We start from the raw sequence: 20383 nt of genomic DNA, 5'->3' as shown, positions 1-20383 counted from the left end.
CCAAGCGTGCCTGATGTCGCGCCGAAGACGACGGCCGTGACCGTCTTGGTATCACCGGCATCCGGATCGGTGTCGTTGGTCAGCACGTTGCCGCTGGCAACCACACCGCCCGAACCATTGGCGACACCACCCTTCTCGGTCGCATCCCCCGCATCGGCAACCGCCGTCGGCGTCGTGTTCGAGCTCGGCGTGGTAAACATCACATCGACCCAATAGTTCGTCGACTGGAACGTGCTCGTGGGGAATAGGCTGTTGCTGCCATAGCGGTAGACGCCGTTGCCGCTGGCCGGCGCCGTGAGCGACCCGCTCGTTACGTTCGAGGTGAAGTAGCCGGTGGTCGTGGAATAATGACCGCTATTCGTGTGATAAGACGCCGTATAGGTTTGTCCGACTGTCAGTGACACCGGGCTGGTGAAATAGGCAGTCTGCCAACCGCTGACCGACTCATTCGTGAAGGTGAGGGTCGCAAGCCGCGTGCCGGTGCTCGACCATAATGAACCGGTATGCGTGCCAGTATCCAGGTCGCCCTTGTAGAAACGAATGCCGGTGACGGTGCCTGCCACGGAGGTCTGGAATTTGACGCCGAGTTCAACGGCTGAGCTATCGTTGGTGTTGACGACCGCCGGCGTCGCCGCGCCGAAGAGAGAGGTGTAACTCGGCCCGCTGACGGTGACCGTGCGTCCCGCCGAGGGTGTTTCCAGGTTGATGTTATCGTCGACGGCGCGAGATCGGATGGTGTATGTGCCCGCTGTCTGCGGCGACCAGGTATAAGTCCAGTTCTCATCGCCCGTCGCCGGATGCCAGCTTGCCCCGTTGTCCGTGGAAACCTCGACGCCGGCGATGACCCCGCCGCCCGTATCGGTGGCGGTACCTGTAATCGTGACTGCGGAGCCAACGGTCGCCGTTGACGGCGCCGTGATGATGGAAGTCGGTGCAACATTGTCCGACGAAGCGGTTGCCGCGACGAGCCCGGATTGCAGCGTCCCGGGCTGAATGCCCATATCGGCAAGCAAGTTGACCATTGCCTGCTGCACGCGCGGGTCCGTCGGCGTCGCCGTGAGATCGTGGTTGTCGCTCAGGCCCCATGTCCAGTAGACCGTGCCGGCGCCGAACACCAAGGCACCGCTGGGCGCGCGATAGAGCGTCAGATTGTGGGTCGAGGTCGCATTGCCGGTCGTGTTTCCGTAATCGAGCAAGTAGGTGCTGACCGGAAGCGTCGTCGACGACAGCTTCACGAGGCCGGCCGGATCAAAGCCGTTGTCTACAGCTTCGTCCCATTCGTAACCGAGATAATTCTTGGTGAGCGTCGCCGTCTGGCCAGGCTGAAGATTGGCGACGCTGGTATTGCGCCAGAAACGCAGATTGGCGTCGTCATAGGGAATAGTGATCGCCTGTAGATTGCTGCCGACATCGTCGACCTTGAACAATTGTCCGGTCAGCGAGTTTTCCGGGTTTCCGCCGCCGATAGCGGGTGGGCTGAGACGCGGATCCCGGAATGTGCCCGTCCATTCGTTGGAAGGGTCGATGCTGGCGGTGGGCGACCAGGTCTCCTTATAGGAGATCAGCGTGCGATAGGGCGTGCCGTCGGCGCTGTAGGCATTGCCCCAACGGGTCCGCCAATAAACCTCGTTGCCGCTCCAGAACATCAGGTTGACGCCCGCATCGCGCGCGGCTTCGACATTGGTTCGCTGCTGTCCAGACCAGTATTCGTCGTGCCCGGCATCAACATAGGTTTTGTGATTGAGCAACAGGCTGCCATAACGGTCGACGTCGACACCCGACAGGTAGGAGACGTCATAGCCGTTCTGTTCCAGCCAGTAGATGCCTGCATATTCGGCGCCGAACAGATAGTCCTGCGGACCGGCATAGGTGCCGACCCCGCCGCGGGTCGCAATCGGCCTGTTGTAGCTGACCGCATAGGCACGACCCGCCCCCTGGCCTGTCGCCGGACCATTGCCGCCATAGAAGTTAGCGCCACCCCAGCCGTTATAAGCTTGCCATGTCTCGTCTGCAGTCTGGAAGACGATGTCGCTGTGGCTGTCGTCATCCCGCACGATGAACGGGATTTGATTTTCGCCAAAGGTGCCATCCTGTCGCACGAGCTTGGCGATGTAGACGCCCGAGACGGCATCATCGGGTACGGTCCACGACGCCGAGACTGCCCAGTTGCCGGCATCCACCGTGCCGGTCGAAGCGTTGCGCAACGGATTGGGCTGCGTCTGCAAACCGGTATGCTGCATGGTCGCGACCTTGCGCGCGCCCATGCCGCCATAATAGCCGAGCCGATAGATATCGATCCGGTAGTTGGTGGAATTGGTATTGATCTTGAAGCTGACCGTCTTGCCGTTGTCGACGCTGATATCGGTCGCAAACCCCTCGATGTTGGAGCTACCGGCACCGTCGATGCCCCACTCGCTCTCCGGGTTACCCTGCTTCAGGTTTTCCAGCACGATCGCGTTGCTGGCCGCCGCCGCCGCGGCCGCCAGATTTTGCGTTGCCACCGACCGCTGTGTAGAAGGTGGCGTTGTCACCGAGCCGGAAAGGATGCCGATACCCTTGGATGTGGACGTGCCCGTTCCGATTTCTCCGCCACCGGGCAACGATCCGTTCAAGATCGTCGAATCCGTCCACGTTGCGGTCCCGCGCCAGCCCGAGAGCGGGGACAAATCACGGTCGAGAAGCGGATCGCTGACCGAGGCGCCGATGGCCCGTTTGATCGTCTCCACATAATCCGGGCCTTCGGTCAGCTTGGTTCCCGACAATTGACCGTCCTGTTGAAGCAAGGCGCCGCCATGCGCCCAATCGAGAATCCGCGTGGGGGAGGTAAAGTAGCCGCATCCGCACACACCAAAGGGCATGCCAAATGCCAGCGAATTGGCGCCGGCATGCTGGGCTGTCGCCTGCGCTGACGGGCTCGATTCGAGAATGACGACCTTGCCCGAGTGCGCACGCTCAGCCGCCACCGCAGCAGAACCCTGCCCGGAAACCGTCGGCGCAGGGCTTTGCGGCAGATACGGAGCCAGAGGATCGTCGCCTATGGAGGTCATTCCAGCGTAGCTGCGATAAAAGGGCGATGCGGTCCCGAATGCAACTCCGTTCGCGTCCCGCTCGAAACGCGCAAAACCAAGCGTGTAGGCGGGCAACCGTGACGCGGCAGTATCAGCGCTTGGCCCCCCCGTTTCAAGATTTGTCGCGACAGTGTTGGCCATGGGCGGCTGCGCACGGGGGATATCAGCTCGACCGTCCGCGTCGCCGATCACGCCCTCTCTCCGTCCAACGTCATGCTCATTGAGCTCCACGTTGTTGTCGGGATTGTCGACAAGCGTTCCATCATGCTTGCTTCCATCCGCGGTTTGCACGGATGCCGCAAGTTGAGCGCTATCCTCGCGCCTTTCGGCAGGCTTGCGCGGCTTTCCCTCTCCGCCGACGGCCAACCATCGGGGAACCAGCGAATCCAACAGGAGGGAGCGCGAGCTCCAGCGGCGAGCGTTGCGATACATGGCGGGCACCTCTCGCGTGATTTTCAGGATCGAATCTATGAGGATCGTTTGATACGAGACCCTGAATTATAGCCGAAAAATGAGAGGGTATATCCTACGCCTTTCGCTCTACATGCGGTATCCTTTGGGCAAACGGCCGTGTTGCGTCGCCCAAGTGATGCATGAGACGCGTGAAATCGCGAAGATTCGCCTTTCCTGTGCAAGGCTCGAAGCCGCGGCGGTGGCTTCACCATCGCCGCATGGTGGCGCTCATGCTGGCCTCCCAAGCAGGAAGCCACGCACCGGACCGTTCGTGCGATAGCATAAGCCGCTGGGCCTGTTGATTTTTCGAGGCGATGCCTCTGTGTCGCGCAGAAGATATGTGTTTCTGCTCGATTTAGGCTTATGCACCCTCCCCACCCTATCAATTGTGATTAGGGAAAGTAAACGACCTCCACCTTCCTCAAGGCTTCGCTACACTGCACACTAGCGATGTGGTTTCGGGCTTGGCGTCCGGCGTTCGAACAGCGCTTAAGGCATCGGACCAGCGTCCGTTGAAGGATGTTTTGAAGGCGAGACATGTACATGAATCTATCGCACCGCGTCCCTCACCTGTTCTTTCGAGCAACGTTTGTCATCAGTGCACTGGTCTTTCTTGCCGGAGCTGCGTCGCCGGCTCTCGCCGATAGCGCCCCTTTGGCTCCACAAACGAAAATCCGCCTGACGGTCGTCCAATGGATGCCGTCCAAGGGGCAGTTTGAGCGATGGGATGCGATTGGCGGCGAATATACGGTTTCGGAGGCAGGTGAAGTCTCCCTCCCCTTTCTGGGGTCGCTGCCGGTTGGAAATCTGGACAGTGCCAGCCTGACCAGCGAGATTGGCAAGCGCCTTCAGGCAAAGATGGGTTTGGCCCAGACACCTGCGGTGACCATCGACGTTCTCGACTATCCGGCCATTTACGTCGTCGGAGACGTGATGGCGCCGGGAGAATACAAGTTTCACTCCGGCCTCAGCGTCCTGCAATCCCTGGCCATGAGCGGCGGCCCGTTGCGGGCTGCGGCACAGCAGCAAACGGAGACGATCAAGCTTGCCGGCGAGCTACGAGAAATCGACCATTCGCTGCTGCGCAGTTCGGCAAAGCTCGCGCGGCTGCAAGCGGAGATGGCCGGCGCGAAAGAGATCGTCTTCGATCCGCCGCCCGCTGCCGATCGGCAATATGCCGAGAGTATCCATCAGGAGGAGCAGGTCATTTTTCAGGCCCGTGCAAACGCGCTCGCCAAGCAGTCGGTGGCCCTCGTCGAATTGCGCAATCTCTTGAATGCGGAAATCGATACATTGGAAGAAAAGCTGAAAGGCTCGGATGACAATATCCAGTCGGTCGAGGAGCAACTGACGAGCGTGAAGACGCTTGTCCAGAAGGGCCTCACGATCACCTCACGACAGATGGATCTGGAACGATTGCTCACCAACTATCGCTCCGACCGGCTCGATCTGGTCACCGCCATCATGCGGGGCCGCCAGGCGATCAACGAGACGACGCGCAATCTCGAGGGACTTTCCGACACTCGTCGGAGCGAGGTCGCTTCCGAAGTGCAGGCGGAAAAGGCCACTCTCGATCAGCTCAAATTGAAGCGCGACACCACGCAACAACTGCTTCTCGGAGAGCTGTCGACCGGCATCAACGTGAATAACCGCGATGAGGAACTCCCGCTGACCTTCATCGTGAGCCGGCGGGACAAGGGACAAGTCAATCAATTCCAGGCATCCGAAACGACGGAATTGGCGCCGGGCGACGTGGTCAGGGTAACCAAGCCCCGTATCACGGATGCGCCGTCCGAAGACGCCGCTGCGCTGCCTGTTCAGACAGAGGCTAATATCAGTCAGGTAAGCCGGTGATCCGCGAAAGGCATGTGCCGCAATCGGCCCTGCGGCGGGCGATTCAACGCCGGCACCGGATAACGGGCATGGGCATCCGATGACTTTGCGCATGACCCCACCCAGCAGCCAGACCTACACCCAGATCCTCAAATCGACGATGCTGATGGGCGGCTCTTCGCTCGTCAATGTCGCACTCAGCATTATCAGAAACAAAGCCATGGCTGTTCTGCTCGGGCCGGAAGGCGTGGGACTGATGGGCCTCTATGGATCGATCCTCGATATCGCGCAGGCGATTGCCGGGCTTGGCGTGGGCAGCAGCGGCGTGCGCCAGATTGCCGAAGCTGCGGGCACCGATGACGCAGAAATGATCGCACGATCAGCAACAGTGCTGAGACGCATATCGATGGTGCTCGGATTGTTTGGTGCGCTCCTTCTCGCCGCATTGGCATTCCCGGTGTCAAATTTCACTTTCGGCGGCTACCAGCATGCCGGTGGCATTGCATTGCTGTCGCTGGCAATCTTCTTTCGACTGGTCTCCGCAGGGCAGACTGCATTGATCCAGGGCCTGCGCGGCATTGCCGATCTTGCCCGTATCAACGTGCTTGCCGGGCTTATCGGCACAGCTGTCAGCATCCCGCTGATCTATCTGTTCGGCCTGCAGGCGATCGCACCGTCCCTCGTGGTCATTGCGGCTGCCTCGATCCTTCCGACCTGGTGGTACAGCCGGCGGATCTGCCCGCATCCCTCGCCAATGCCCACGCGCCAGTTCGGTCGGGAAGTGTCGGCACTGCTCAGGCTCGGCTTCGTCTTCATGGCAAGCGGGCTTCTGACCTTCGGCGCGGCTTATGCCATCCGCCTCATCGTGCTGAAGGAGGGCGGTGTCATGGCGGCTGGATTGTACCAGGCGGCCTGGGGCCTTGGCGGTCTCTATGCCGGCTTCATCCTGCAGGCGATGGGAACGGATTTTTATCCGCGCCTGACCGCGGCGGCCGACAACAATGCCGAATGCAATCGGCTGGTCAATGAACAGGCGGAAATCAGCATGCTGCTCGCTGGCCCCGGCCTGCTCGCCACCCTGACGCTTGCGCCGCTCATGATGAGCCTGTTCTATTCGGCGGAATTTCAGGGGGCAGTCGATCTTCTGCGCTGGATCTGCCTTGGAATGATGCTGCGGATTATTTCCTGGCCGATGGGTTTCATCGTCGTGGCAAAGCGTACCCAGGCGATTTTCTTCTGGACGGAGGTTGCGGCGGCGGTCGTGCATGTGGGGCTTGCCTGGCTCTTCGTATCGCTGCTCGGCACGCAGGGAGCCGGTATGGCGTTTTTCGGCCTCTATGTCTGGCACAGCATGCTGATCTATGTGATCGTGCGGAAGCTGACCGGTTTTCGCTGGTCCGCCGCCAATCGCAGACACGGGCTGCTTTTCTTGCCCGCATCGGGACTGGTATTCCTGATGTTCTCGATTTTGCCGCTATGGCCGGCGACGGTGATTGGCTTCGTCGCCGTCGCTCTCTGCGGGCTCTACTCGCTGCGCATGCTGATCGACCTGCTTCCGCCGGAGTCCGTGCCCGCAACCATCCGCGGATGGATCACGAAATCTGCATAACGAAACAATGCGCGTATCCGGAGATGCGCGCATTGTTTCGTTATGCAGATTGTTTTTACCTCAGGCAAATGCGGGTTCAGGCGACAGCGACATCCATGGCACGTTGCACGCTGGCGGCTCCGACGGTCGCTTCCGCAAGGGCTGCGCGCAATGCCTCGACGACCCGGTCCATGTCAGACACGGTCATCTGGGCATAAAGCGGCAGGATTATCGTTTGCTGCTGCGCAGATACGCTTCGCGTCAGGCTCGTGGCAACGCGGTGGGAGGTCTCACCGGAATAGGCTCCCTCCAGATGAATGTTCATCACACCACGCCGAGTCGAGATACCCTGATCGAGCAGGGTCTGCATGACGGCCCGCTGGTCGACCGTATCGGGCAACCTCACACAGAAGCTCTGCCAATTGCTGCGAGCCCAGCGCGGCTCGGCCGGCAGCGAAAGCCCGACAATCGTCGACAGACGCTCGCAATATTGCTCGGCAAGCAGCCTGCGCTGGGCAACCAATTCCGGCAGCCGCCGCAATTGCTCGCGTCCGACGGCCGCCTGAAGATCGGTCATCCGGTAATTGTAGCCCAACTCGTCATAGTCTTCGAAGATGACTTGTTTGGAGCCGTGACGAACGGCATCGGTGACGCTCATGCCATGCTGACGCCAGAGCCGGAACTTCCGGTCATATTCGGGATTGGCCGTTGTCAACATGCCGCCATCGCCTGTCGTGACGACCTTCCTGGGGTGGAAGGAGAAGCAGGCAATGTCGCCATGCGCTTTGCCGATCTTTTCCCAACGACCGTCCCACAGGATTTCGCTTCCGGACGCACAGGCTGCATCTTCGATAACCGGTATCGAGTGGCGCTTGCCGATCTCCACGATGGCGCGGAGATCGCAAGGCATGCCGAGCTGATGCACGCAGAGAATTGCCCTGGTGCGAGGCGTGATTGCTGTTTCGATCAGGCTGGGGTCGATGTTGTAACCATCCGCTTCGATGTCGACGAAGACCGGCACTGCATCACAGTATCGAATCGCGTTCGCCGTTGCGATGAACGAATGGCTGACTGTGACGACTTCATCGCCGGTGGATATGCCGACAGCCTTCAGGGCCAGATGCAACGCGGTCGTGCAGTTGGACATGGCGCAAGCATGCGCGGCGCCCACAAAGGCAGCGAATTCACGCTCGAAAGCCGCGACTTCCGGCCCCTGCGTCACCCATCCCGACAAAATAACGCGGCGCGCAGCCTCAGCCTCTTCTTCCCCGAGGACGGGTTTGGCAACAGGAATTATGGATTGAGATGAGCTCATGCAGCCTGCCCCCCTGCGCTTGTCTGCTTTTGCCACCAGGCAACGAGATCGCGAAGCCCTTGCTCCATGGAGATCTCCGCCTTGAAGCCGAGGAGCCGTTCGGCCTTGCTGATATCGGCAAGGCGACGGGTCACGCCGTTGACCGTGCGGGCCTCTTTGTGCTGCGGTTCGAGTGAGGAACCCATAATGTCGCTCAGCATCTTCGCGAGTTCCAGTAGACTTATTTCCTTGCCGCTCGCGACGTTGAACACTTCGTCCGTGACATCGCTTTTCGCGGCCAGAATGTTTGCCCGGGCGATGTCGCGTGCATCGACGAAGTCCATCGTCTGGCTACCATCCCCATAGATGAGGGGCGGCATCCCGGCCACCAGGCGTTCCATCCAACGGATCAGAACTTCCGTATAGGCGCCGTAAACGTCCATGCGCGGCCCATAGACGTTGAAATAACGGAGCGCGACATAGCGCAGGCCGTACATCTCCGCAAAACTACGCAGCAGCCCCTCGTTGAATGTTTTCGCCGCGCCGTAGATCGTCCGGTTATTGTACGGATGATGCTCTTCGGTCGTTGGAAAACTCTCGGCAAGCCCCAGAACGGAGGCGGAAGAGGCAGCAACTACTTTCGATACGCCCGCCTTGACGGCGGTTTCGAGAACGTTGAACGTCCCCTCCGCAAGGACATCGAAAGCCAGTCGAGGCTCTTCGGCGCATTGCGTGATGCGGATGGCGGCCTGATGAAAGACGATGTCGACGCCTTCGAAGACTTTTGCCAGAAGCGCTCTGTCGCGGATATCCCCGTCGATGATCTTAACAGGCGCGCTTGTTATCGCCGAGCTGAGATTGTCCCGGCGCCCGCGCACGAAATTGTCGAGGACGATGATCTCGCGAGGTTTTTCCAATGCGACAAGATCGGCAATATGCGAGCCGATCAGACCGGCCCCGCCGGTAATGAGCACCCGTTTGTCTCTCATGATCTTCCCTCACGCGACATGTTCGTCATCGGATCATTATCCGAACGCCAACGTATGAATTTCGCAGGTACACCTGCGGCGACCGAGAACGGCTCGACGTCGGAAACGACAACTGCCCCCGCTCCAATGATCGCCCCCTTCCCGATGGTCACGCCGGGAAGAATGGTCGCGTTCGTTCCGATATCGGCCTCTGCGCAGATGCGTACCGGCTTGATTTCAAGATCCGTGCGAATGATCGGGACATCCAAGGGCAGTGCCGTGTGGGTCGAGCCAAGCACCTTGGCGCCAGGTCCCCATCCGACAGAATCCTCGATCACGAGATCGCGAGCGTCGAAATAGGCCATCGGCCCGATCCAGACATTATCGCCGATCTTGCACCGGCCGTCGAAACGACCCTGGATATAGGCCTGAGCCCCGATGAACACCCCATTGCCGATGTCGAACGTCTCGGGATGTTTGAAACCGGCACCGCCTGCAACTTGCAATCCTGTGCCACAGCTCCGCGCGATGGCTTGCCAGATGGCTTTTCGCATCAGAGTATCGATGACACCGTCACCGGCCGCGAAACGACCGTAGAGCTCAATCAGGCCGGCGCGCCCGTATGACTGCCTGAGTTCTTCGGCCAGCCCGGCCTGATAGGCAGGGTCCGCCGGCCTTTCATGACGGCCGTGGACCGCCTGCACGATCCGGGCCTCGCCCGCACGATCAACTGACATAGGCGTTCTCCAGCGCGGCGGCCACCTGGTCGACGTGCCACGCCGGCATCTCCGGATAGATCGGCAGCGAGAGGACCTCCCGTGCGGCGGCTTCCGAGTTTGGGAAATCGCCGGCCTTGTAACCAAGGTCGGCATGGGCCTTCTGCAGATGCACTGGGATCGGATAGTGCAGCCCGGACTGAATGCCCTCCGCGCTCAATACGCGCTGAAGCTGGTCACGATCGCGGCTTCTGATAGCATAGACGTGATAGACGTGGCGCCGGTCGGAGATTTCGACAGGAGTCCTCAAATTCGCCGAACCGCCAAGCAGCAACGAGTAGCGGCGTCCATGGGCGCGCCGCGCTTCGGTCCAGGCTTCGAGATGCCGGAGCTTGATGCGCAGGATCGCACCTTGAATGGCATCCATGCGGTAGTTGAAGCCCTTCAGCAGATGGTGATAGCGCTGTTCCTGACCCCAGTCGCGCAGCATCCGCATCGTCTTGGCCTGATCGTCGCTGTTGGTGACGACGATACCCCCCTCGCCGCAAGCGCCGAGATTTTTGCCGGGATAGAAGCTGAAGCAGCCGGATGTGCCGATACTGCCGGCGCGCGCGCCTTTGTATTGCGCTCCGTGCGCCTGGCAGGCGTCCTCGATGACCGGGATCCGGTAGTGGTCGGCGATCGCTTTGATCGCGTCCATATCGGCCATCTGACCGTAGAGATGGACGGGAATAATGGCCTTGGTTCGGGCCGTAATCTTAGCCTCGAGTTGCGCCGGATCCATCGTCAGCGTCACGGGCTCGACATCGACGAATACCGGTCGTGCACCTGCGTAGCAGATCGCCGATACGGTCGCGACGAAGGTAAATGGCACGGTGATGACTTCATCGCCGGGGCCGACGCCTGCCGCGAGAAGCGACAGATGCAGGGCACTCGTCCCGGTGTTGACGGCTATCGCATGTTTGACGTTGCAATAGTCCGCGAATTCCTGCTCGAGGCGGGCGACCTCCTCGCCCAATATGTATTGCCCCGAGGCCAGGACACCGAGCACGGCGGTGTCGATTTCGCTCTTGATGGATTGATATTGTGCTTTGAGATCGAGGAACGGGATCATGCAATGCGCCTCGCCTCTTCAAGCTCGATGATACGACCGCGCTGGGCGAGCGACCGGCTTGCGGCTTCAAGGATGCGAACGACCCGCAGCCCGGCTTGGCCATCCGTAATGGGCCGCGAATTTTGCTCGATGCACTCGACGAACTGATCCAGTTCGCGTTTCAATGCCTCGGTCATATCGAGCTTGGGCGCCCACATGTCGCCGCTGCGGTACCCGACCATCATCTGATGCACCTTTTCGCCGTAGGCCTGAGAATTTGGGTTCAGCGTGATGCCCTTGTCGTAAACCTTGATCTTTTCGCTGGGCTCCAGATCGTCGTAGACGACCATCTTGTTGCTGCCGCCGATCAGGGTGCGGCGCACCTTTACCGGCGCCAGCCAATTGACGTGGATGTGGGCGATCAGCTTGCTTTCGAAGAAGAGCGTCAGATAGGCGATGTTCTCAGGCTCGCCGAGCACATGGCTCATGCCCGTCGCCGAAACCGCCACCGGCCTTTCCTGCACAACATGGTCCAAGATAGAGAGATCATGCACCGCGAGGTCCCAGATAACGCTGACATCGTGCTGGAAGAGCCCCAGATTGACCCGGACCGAGTCGTAATAATACATGTCGCCCAAGCCGCTTTCGACGAGTTCGCACATCTTGCGGACGGCGCCGGTGTGGACGAAGGTATGATCCACGGCCAGCACGAGGCGTCTGCGCGCCGCTTCTTCGACCATCCGCGCGGCTTCCTCCGTCGTCGATGCCATCGGCTTTTCGACGAAGACATGCTTTCCGGCCATCATGGCCTGCATTGCGAGCTTGAAATGGGTCGAGACCGGCGTTGCGATGGCGATTGCGTCCACCTTTGGATCGCGCAGAACTTCCTCGAACTTGTCGGTGATCGTTACTGCTGGATACCGGCTTTTAACAGCCGCCAACCGTTCGACATTCAGATCACAAACTGAAACGAGGTGCGCGCCGGCCGCTTCCGAGATGTTACGAACCAGATTCGGACCCCAATACCCATACCCGACAACAGCGATGCCGATCATTTCATTCCTCCCAACGCATACATGTCGACTGCCCCGTCATTGACGCGACCGATCACCCTGGCTGGAACGCCCGCGACAATGGCGCCATCAGGCACGTCCTTTGTTACAACCGCACCGGCGCCGACCTGGGCAGCCTCTCCGATGGTCACGCCAGGCAGAATGGTGGCGTTGCTGCCGATCGATGCGTAGCGCTTGACCAACGTCGGGATGAGGATCCAATCGGCCTCCGTCTGCAGGCTGCCATCCGGATTGACGGCGCGCGGGTACATGTCGTTCGTAAACATCACCCCGTGGCCTATGAACACGCCGTCCTCCAGCGTCACGCCCTCGCAGAGGAAGGAATGGCTGGAGATCTTGCAGTCTTTTCCGACGATGACGTTCTTCTGAATCTCGACGAAGGTGCCGATGCGCGTTCCTGCGCCGATCGTGCAGCCGTATAGATTCACTAGATCTGGATGGTGGATGATGCTGCCGTCACCCAGCTTGACGTTTGATGCAATCATCCCTGCAAAACCCCTACTCCTGAACAAGCCCAGATTCTCAGTTGAAACAACAATCGCTTGATTGCACCCAAGTTTTCATACCGACAGGACAAATACTTCTCTTCACTTCAAAGAGAATTGTTTTCTTCATCTGAGTAAAGAAACAAAACGTTTAAGGTTATTCACCTAAAGGCGTATCTACTTATGACGACTTACGCCCTTATTCACGCATCGACCGAGATTGGTGGTGGGGCCCCCTCCCACACCCGTTACCGGACCCATGCCGGAGACGACGATTGTTTCCATGCATTTAGTGGCCCGCCCAAAATGCGGTGTAACGGCGCAGACTATTCTACAAACCGCCTAGTAATATATAAGTCTACCTTAGATTTATCATTCTATTTCCGCCTTACGATGGTAGTTGTGCGCTACTTAGCCTATATTAGCTACTGTAACGTTCCGCGAATTGTGGTATTCGATTCCTACTTTAGAGTTTCCTAAACCCCCGTATTGAGAGGGGTTGGTACTCGAAGCCGTAGTGAGAGCGTAAACGTGTTAGGGGAGGGTGAAGCTGTGAATTCAGCACTTATACCGAATTTAGACTCCAGGCAGGAGAACCTAGCCTTTCCCCTTACGATAGAAAGTAATTCGACGGCACTTGCCTTGTCGACAAGACAAACGCATTCGCTTGTCATTCTCGATAATCGTGAACTCGATCGGCAATGCTTGGCGCAATGCATGGCTGCCCAAAAGACGGATTTGCAGATTCTGGCATTTGGATCAATTGAGGAGTGGAAGCAGAAGCGGGATGACTATCCTCCGCTTTCGGCAATCCTCTTGAACGTCGGCGGCAAAAAGATCGATGAACCGGCCGTTTCGGAGCAAATCCGGAAGCTCTCGTCGGAATTTGCCTCAACGCCACTCATCGTATTGGCCGATAGCGACGATTTCGGCCAAATCGTCAGGGCGCTCGAGTACGGAGCCAAGGGGTTCATACCCGCCTCGGTCAGCGTCAGTGTGTGCATGGAGCTGATCGCGCTGTCGGTGGCAGGAGGAATTTTTGTGCCTGCAAGCGCCCTGTTCGCCATGCGTCACTTGCTGGACTCGAGCAATTCGACCGCGCGCCCGCTAGCCGGCATATTCACGGATCGTCAGGTGGAAGTCGTTGAAGCGCTCCGACGCGGAAAGGCGAATAAAATTATCGCCTATGAGCTCAATCTGCGAGAAAGCACTGTAAAGGTGCATGTTCGTAACATTATGAAAAAGGTCAAAGCAACGAACAGGACGGAAGTCGTGTTCAAGCTCAACGACTTGTTCCAAACCAGTATTCCGGCATGAGCGTGGATAAGGCGTTGTACTGATCGTTGTTGAGGCAAACCTCTTCGTATCTTGGACCCACGGTCTTGCTCAAAAAACCCGATGGCGCGAATGCGTCACCGGGTTTTTTGATGCCGGGGTTCGTCTCCATCCCGTCTCCCGCGATCTTGGCATAATAGCGATCGAGCGCTCGACCACCTGACTGTTGTTTGCGTACTTGCGGATGAACGGCCCGGTCCTGCCCATTCATCCTGCAACGCGTCGCCCGATAGAATTCAGGGCGTACCAGTATTTTGGCCCGATTGTTTGCTTGCAGACCAATTTGATCCAGGGCAATGAATTTCGCACTTCGGGCGAAACTTCAAGAGCAAAGCGCTGAATAGCCATGGCTGTGGCAATATCGAAATTATTGAATGCCATGCCTGCCAGCCGAAGCGCCTCTTTCCCGAGATCCTTGGCAAGAAAACGTCTGAGTTTCTCATCTTTCCTGAGGCTTTCCGCACCTTGACGAAACAGAATATCGAAAGCCTGTTTTCTTTGCCGGAGGTCGGGAAGGATACTTTGTCCATAGTATTGTAGCGACATGTTCGAAGCATGTCTGCGGTATACGGCTTGGTCTTGGTTGATGTAGCCCACTCCGGCATGTGATGCGAGCCGCAGCCACATCTCCATATCACCGGTATGCGGCAGTTCCTTATGATAGCCGCCGACCTGTTTTTGCAGCGTCGTTCTGACGACGGCCGTCGGTGTCGGAACCAGGTTGTTTGCTCCACTCAACCGTATGAATTGCGGGCCCGACAAGACCTGCATGGGAGCCACACCATTGTCCCCGAGAGGATCGACGCGCTTACTGACGCCACTCGGCTCAGCTATGAGCGCGTTCCCGAAGGTGAACCCCACCTTCGGATGATTGCGCATCAACTCCGAAGCGCGACCCAGCGCGCCCGGCAAGAGATAATCATCCGCGGAGAGAAGCAGGAATAAGTCGCCGCCCGCCCACTCGATTCCGCCATTATAGGTGGCGATGTGGCCCTTGTTTGCCGTGTGCCGCCGATAGGTGACCCGTTTGTCCCGGGATGCCAGAGCCTTTCCGACTTCCGGCGTATTGTCTGGCGAGCAGTCATCTAGAATAAGCACGCGTACATCGACGCCTGCCTGTGACAGAACACTTCCAACACATTCCTCAAGGAAATGAGCGTAGTTGTAGCAGGGAATGACGACATCAACGCGTTGCAAACTTAATCCTCCGCAGGCAATCGTTACGTTCGGGAGTATTTCATGGAACTCGAACCCGGCTTCGTTTCGCTCTGACGCGTTCGTCGCTCCCGATTCATTGGCGCGACGTCGATGCGTGCGCCCGCATCGCTGATTTCGTGCAGGACCATGCAGCTCTCAACAAGGAGGATCGGGCAAGCAGCCGCGAGCCTACACGCTTCAAGCCACTCCGAGCGCGCTCCCACCGGGTAAGCGCAAAACGGGTTCGGGACCGAAATGCATCGTAGAAGGCGACGTTCGGGCTCAAGCTTCCTGATTTCCAGGGCTTCACGTTGGTCACGAAATGAACGATCGCGAGCTTCTGCTCGAGCGCGATGCGGGCGATCGCCTGCGTTGGCTCGAACTGAAAATTCCAGGCGCGGTTCAGGATCTTCCACTTTCCGTCGCAGGCAAAGTTAAGGGCGTCCTGATCCGAATATTCCGTCGTCGGAAAGCGGTCGAGATACTCCAGCGAACGTTCCGTTATTCGCTCGTTTCGCCATTTTTCAAGGTCGATGAGAAGAATGCCGGCGTTGAAATAACGTTCGACCCGAGGGCTGCCTGTCGCACTTGGTCCGATGCTTACAACATTGTCCAACCAGTAATCCGGTACGGCGCCGATCACTGCCTCGCCGAGATCGATATTCCACAACTGTTCAAGCGCAGTCAGGACCAGGATGTCGCCATCCAGATACAGAGCCCGATTGCAGGTCTGCGGAAGGAACTGCGGCAGAAGGATCCTTGCGAAGGTCATCCTCGATACGCCAGGGCGAGTGGAAAATCCGTTTGCGAAGGACAATGTGGCGATGGGATGCCACTGAATGACTGCAGAATTTGCGGGCAGCGAGTCAAAGATCAGTTGCTTTGTTTCTTCGCCTATTCCCTCATGAATGACATGGATATTCAAGGGCCATGCGCTTTGGTTATTCTCGGCGATCGATCTAAGGGCGGTCGCCAAGGGAACGGCGTAGGCCGCATCGACCGCAAAGACGATGGGCCCCAACCGCTGTTTTGCACCCGCAAGGGCGGCTCCTGTTGGTATGCTATGCACATTCATGTTTCCGGCACCATCCCATCGAAAGAACACGAGCTGCCTTGCAATGACCGATCTTTCTGTTCACGGCCCGATTGGTACGGCTTCCTGAACGGGAAGGCCGACGGCCGGGGTAGGCAGATGGGTGTAGGCCATTCGCGAGGACTGGACGCCATGCGTGCTCTTGGTTCCGCCAGACAGCTTCCACTCGAAATACGCGATCGTTTTCTCAAGCCCCTGTCGCAGGTTCACGGTCGGCTGCCAGCCCAGGTCCTGCTTTGCGTGGGTGATGTCGGGCTTGCGCTGCGTCGGATCGTCAATCGGCAGAGGCTTGTAAACAATGCTTGATTTCGATCCCGTCATCTCGATGACCATTTCGGCCAGTTCCCGGACCTGGAATTCTCCTGGATTACCGAGATTGATCGGACCCGTAACGCCGGCCGGCGCCCCCATCAGGCGGATAAAGCCCTCAATCAGATCGTCTACATAGCAGAAGGAGCGCGTTTGCTTACCGTTGCCGAAGATGGTGATCGGCTCGTTTTGAAGCGCCTGAACGATGAAATTGGAGACGACGCGGCCGTCATTGGTTTGCATGCGAGGCCCGTATGTATTGAAGATCCGTGCCACGCGGATCTCCACGCCATATTGGCGATGGTAATCGAAGAACAATGTTTCGGCACATCGCTTGCCTTCGTCATAACATGCGCGCGGCCCTATGGGATTGACGCTGCCTCGATAGTCCTCGGGCTGAGGGTGGACTGCCGGATCGCCATAGACTTCGCTCGTGGATGCCTGGAAGATCTTCGCCTTGGTGCGTTTTGCCAGGCCGAGCATATTGATGGCCCCGTGCACATTGGTCTTCACGGTCTGCACGGGGTCGTGCTGATAGTGAACCGGAGATGCCGGACAGGCGAGGTTGTAGATCTCGTCGACCTCCACATAGAGCGGGAAGGTAATGTCATGACGGAGCACCTCAAAGCGAGGATCGTCAAGAAGATGCAGCACATTGTCGCGCGAACCGGTGTAGTAATTGTCCACGCAGAGGACATCATTGCCCTCTCGCAAAAGCCTTTCGCACAGGAATGACCCCAGAAACCCGGTGCCGCCGGTTACCATAATTCGCTTTTGTCCGTGCATTGGTGTGCTCCGTTGTTGTGATGATTGCCGAAGGACGAGGAACAGGTCAGCAAGCTCCCTTGCCCTTTAAGACCGCAGGAATTGTGCTCAGAAGGATGTGCAAGTCGAACCACAAGGACCGGTTGTCGATGTAGAACTCATCGAGTTGCTGCTGCAGCTCGATATCCGCATTGCTTCGTTCGGATATTTGCCAGAGACCCGTCAGCCCCGGCGTGACGGAACGGCGCTTGGCCCGAAATTCGCCGTCCATCGCCGAAAGGTGGTACTCGGGAAACGGGCGTGGTCCCACGAAGGCCATCTCGCCCGCAATGATGTTTGCCAATTGCGGGAGCTCGTCGATGCTCGAAGAGCGCAGCATATGTCCGATGACCGGAAGGATGCGCGGATCGTCCTTGAGCTTGAAGTGGCTCAACCACTCGGCGCGCATGCTGGGGTTGTCTCGGAATAATGCTTCAAGGCGCTGTTCTGCATCTTGGTACATCGTCCTCAATTTCAGGACGTGCACCGGCTTGCCGGACAGCCCTTCCCTTGTATGCCGGAAGAAGACGGGGCCTGGATCGATGGCATAGATTGCGGCCGCTGCGAACGCGATGAATGGCGCGACCACGATCGTTGCAGGGATGGCGATCGCGAGATCGAGGATCCGGCGAACCAGATCCGAGTTGACCCAACTCCCACCGGTGGTGAGCCGAATGCCGATCTCTCCGCCGACATCTGCAGGTCGCAATCCGCTTACCTTGAGGCTCGGCGTGTCGGATAGCAAAATGACTTCCACGAACTTCCGACGCATCGCCGCCAAGTCGGGTCCAAGCGAGCCTGTGTCGCCGGCAATCACGGCAATGGATGGCCCGCCATCGGGCAATGCCTCCAAAGTATCGGGGGAAAAGGGCTCCGGCCTGATACCATACTGCCAGTGGTCCTCGAAATGTGCCACAAGCGCGGGAGTAAGGTTGCGCGCCCCTATGACAACCGCGCGCTCGCCCCAGATTCCAAGTCTCCGGCACAGGCCTCGTGCAAGCCAATGCGCAAGTGGCTGGACAATCAGCCCGAGAGCAAGGAACCCAATAACGGCAAGCAGCAGTCGTTCCCCCTCCGGCAGGACAATTGCTCCGAATGCCGTCAGGACAGCCACCTTGACGGCAGCTATGGTGCGCCGCCGGAGATGTTCGTGTTCATGCAACCGATATCCAGGATAGAGGCCGGCCGACGCGTAAAGGATCATTGCAGCGAATGCTGCGATCGTGAACGTACGCTCCACCATCGTGCCCTCCGAACCAATGGGGAGAACGGACAGGAGAACAAAGTAGGCAATCAAATAGCTTGCAATGTCGCCGGCGACCAGGAAAGACGACGTTGCAAGCCGAGCAAGCTGGCGCCTTAGCGCGACTGATATATTCAACGCTGCCTGTGCAAAGGGATCGGCGGTCTTAGCTGCTATGGGCGGCACGGAACCTGCCTGAATCGCCCGCGACGTCATGTCATTTGATGTGGATGCCTTCGACGGACCTGGTCTCATTGCTGACGAAGCAAATAGGGACATGATGGCTACACCTTTACAGCTGCCGCTTTTGGCACGCTTGATCCAAAAACCTTGTCTTCGATTGGAAATTTCCGAAGCCCCAGTCTCTGGAATGCCGTCAGTGAGATGAAGGCCGGCACGACGAGCGCATAGCGCCGCCACAGGCGTCGCGGCTCGCACAAGAGCCGAAACGCCCATTCGAAGCCGCTTCTTTGAATGAACCTTGGAGCCTGCCGCTTGAGGCCGGCGTGGAAATCGAATGCGGCTCCGACACCGATGAGCATCGATGCTTCCAGACGATCGCGCATGCGCGCCATCCAGAGTTCCTGCTTGGGACTGCTCAGCCCGACCCAGATGATATCGGCACCCGACCGATTGAGCCGGTCAGCAATATCCGTTTCCTCCCGCGTCGACAGGTTGCGAAAAGGCGGCGCATAGGAGCCGACGATCCGTGCCTGCGGAAATTTTGCCAGAAGGCGCGCCTGCAGTTGTTCGAGTGTGTCGGCCGTTGCGCCATAAAGGAAGTGGCGCAAGCCCTTGGAGCTGCCGGCATCGAAGACGGATAGCATGAGATCCGGCCCATAGACCCTGTCGCTTTCCGCATGACCAGCATGTCTCAGCGCCCAAACAAGCGGCATGCCGTCGGGGGTTACGAGGAACGCGCGGTTGTGGATCGACCGGAGCTCGGGATCATCTTGGCAGCGGACGATGCCGTGTGCGTCGCGAACGCACACATATTCCTTCCTGCCGTCTTCGATCGCTTCTTGAATAAATGCCGTCGCGCTTTTGAGATTGACTGCCGAAACGCGAACGCCAAGGACATTCGTCCATTCTAGGGAACCCTTTGGATGAAGAACTGAAGTTTGGCTGCTGCCTGCTGATTGATTTCCCATGACCTACGCTTTCGCGATCGAAACTGTAATCAGAATATCCCGGCAGGCCGATTGCCTCCATACTTGCCGCTCCAGCTATTGGACGTAGAAGAGATTTCATATTTACGTCTTATGCCGCGACGACGTACAATATTCGAAGTAAGTCCATCTACCCCACCGCTTGCCATATTGCTCTTTTTGATGACCGTTGGCCCGAAATGGCGCTTCGACCCGCGCAGAGCCGCAGAAGCTATTCACTCTAGCGTGATCAACGCTCGTGAGGTTTGAGCGCGAACAAAGTCAGGAAGAGAGACATGCTTAACCCAATAGGCGAGATGAAGACCCCGGCCGGCGAGCGTTCGGAGACGTCCGACACAACCAACCAGCTGCGGACAGATCTAAGTTCCAGCGGCGATGTGCCGCATAGTTATAGTCATCGGGGAATTCCTGACCCCTATGCCGGGAAGGCTGCAATCGCGATCTTGACGTTCGCGGAACGCTCAGTGCAGAGATGCTGAGACAGCACGCTGCCAATAACATTGCCCCGCCCACTATCGGGAAACCTGCCCCACCCTGCCAGATCTCTAGGTCCCCGATTTTGACGCGCATGCCTGCATGCGCTATACCCGCAAGCCTAGCACAGCGCGGGCACGCCGTGGTTGAAGGGCGTTATAGGTCGCCATAGCTGCGGACTTTATCGC

15 protein-coding genes are annotated in these 20383 nt (G+C 58.4%); 3 read left to right on the top strand and 12 right to left on the bottom strand.

Translation table 11 applies throughout. From position 1 onward, the window contains the following. Positions 1-3500 (bottom strand): N,N-dimethylformamidase beta subunit family domain-containing protein (locus FHT79_RS19235; RefSeq protein WP_246714035.1); only part of this gene is annotated, 3500 nt, incomplete at its 3' end. A gap of 564 nt (positions 3501-4064) precedes the next feature. Between FHT79_RS19235 and FHT79_RS19230 the strand changes: the two genes are divergently transcribed. Both FHT79_RS19230 and FHT79_RS19225 read left to right on the top strand, forming a co-directional pair. Continuing rightward, positions 4065-5375, top strand: a complete 1311-nt coding sequence (locus FHT79_RS19230; RefSeq protein WP_183903981.1) for a polysaccharide biosynthesis/export family protein — start codon at positions 4065-4067, stop codon at positions 5373-5375. A gap of 79 nt (positions 5376-5454) precedes the next feature. Continuing rightward, complete coding sequence (locus FHT79_RS19225) at positions 5455-6963, top strand: O-antigen translocase (RefSeq protein WP_029868050.1); 1509 nt, start codon at positions 5455-5457, stop codon at positions 6961-6963. Between the two features lie 76 nt (positions 6964-7039). Here FHT79_RS19225 and FHT79_RS19220 read toward each other — a convergent pair whose 3' ends face one another. Genes FHT79_RS19220 through FHT79_RS19195 form a run of 6 tightly spaced genes read right to left on the bottom strand, consistent with a single transcriptional unit; the run spans position 7040 to position 12571 of the window. Beyond that, entirely contained in the window at positions 7040-8257 is a 1218-nt protein-coding gene (locus tag FHT79_RS19220) for a DegT/DnrJ/EryC1/StrS family aminotransferase (protein WP_047619769.1), read from the bottom strand. Further along, positions 8254-9225, bottom strand: coding sequence for an NAD-dependent epimerase/dehydratase family protein (locus FHT79_RS19215; RefSeq protein ID WP_029868052.1), 972 nt, complete (start codon positions 9223-9225; stop codon positions 8254-8256). Before FHT79_RS19215 ends, FHT79_RS19220 begins: the two co-directional genes overlap by 4 nt. After that, the gene (locus tag FHT79_RS19210; RefSeq protein ID WP_097545104.1) at positions 9222-9941 is read right to left on the bottom strand and encodes an acyltransferase; all 720 of its coding nucleotides are present in this window, start codon (positions 9939-9941) and stop codon (positions 9222-9224) included. Before FHT79_RS19210 ends, FHT79_RS19215 begins: the two co-directional genes overlap by 4 nt. Further along, the gene (locus FHT79_RS19205; protein ID WP_029868054.1) at positions 9931-11034 is read right to left on the bottom strand and encodes a DegT/DnrJ/EryC1/StrS family aminotransferase; all 1104 of its coding nucleotides are present in this window, start codon (positions 11032-11034) and stop codon (positions 9931-9933) included. Before FHT79_RS19205 ends, FHT79_RS19210 begins: the two co-directional genes overlap by 11 nt. Beyond that, a complete protein-coding gene (locus FHT79_RS19200) occupies positions 11031-12068 on the bottom strand; it encodes a Gfo/Idh/MocA family oxidoreductase (protein ID WP_029733100.1) in 1038 nt (345 codons plus the stop codon). The genes FHT79_RS19205 and FHT79_RS19200 overlap by 4 nt, the downstream gene beginning before the upstream one ends. Beyond that, entirely contained in the window at positions 12065-12571 is a 507-nt protein-coding gene (locus FHT79_RS19195) for an acyltransferase (RefSeq protein WP_029733099.1), read from the bottom strand. The genes FHT79_RS19200 and FHT79_RS19195 overlap by 4 nt, the downstream gene beginning before the upstream one ends. Before the next feature lie 552 nt (positions 12572-13123). On the opposite strand from FHT79_RS19195, the gene FHT79_RS19190 reads away from it, so the two are divergent. Next, entirely contained in the window at positions 13124-13888 is a 765-nt protein-coding gene (locus FHT79_RS19190; RefSeq protein WP_029733098.1) for a response regulator transcription factor, read from the top strand. 225 nt (positions 13889-14113) lie between these two features. Here the strand turns inward: FHT79_RS19190 and FHT79_RS19185 are convergent, their stop codons facing one another. The 5 genes from FHT79_RS19185 to FHT79_RS19165 form a co-directional block, all read right to left on the bottom strand. Then, a complete protein-coding gene (locus FHT79_RS19185) occupies positions 14114-15103 on the bottom strand; it encodes a glycosyltransferase family 2 protein (RefSeq protein ID WP_183903956.1) in 990 nt (329 codons plus the stop codon). 94 nt (positions 15104-15197) lie between these two features. Next, a complete protein-coding gene (locus FHT79_RS19180) occupies positions 15198-16178 on the bottom strand; it encodes a glycosyltransferase family 8 protein (RefSeq protein ID WP_183903955.1) in 981 nt (326 codons plus the stop codon). A 60-nt stretch (positions 16179-16238) separates the two neighbouring features. Beyond that, positions 16239-17291 (bottom strand): UDP-glucuronic acid decarboxylase family protein, encoded by a 1053-nt coding sequence (locus FHT79_RS19175; protein ID WP_183903954.1) that lies wholly within the window; start codon positions 17289-17291, stop codon positions 16239-16241. A gap of 46 nt (positions 17292-17337) precedes the next feature. Next, positions 17338-18831: a sugar transferase gene (locus FHT79_RS19170; protein ID WP_183903953.1), complete on the bottom strand. Its 1494-nt coding sequence runs from the start codon at positions 18829-18831 to the stop codon at positions 17338-17340. A 5-nt stretch (positions 18832-18836) separates the two neighbouring features. Continuing rightward, a complete protein-coding gene (locus tag FHT79_RS19165) occupies positions 18837-19703 on the bottom strand; it encodes a WecB/TagA/CpsF family glycosyltransferase (RefSeq protein WP_183903952.1) in 867 nt (288 codons plus the stop codon). Positions 19704-20383 lie beyond the last annotated feature (680 nt).

This window comes from Rhizobium sp. BK212 (genome assembly GCF_014197475.1).
In the GTDB taxonomy this organism is placed as follows: Bacteria; Pseudomonadota; Alphaproteobacteria; order Rhizobiales; family Rhizobiaceae; genus Rhizobium; species Rhizobium anhuiense.
Note: the sequence above shows the minus strand (reverse complement) of the source record. Positions and strands in the feature narration are given on the sequence as shown.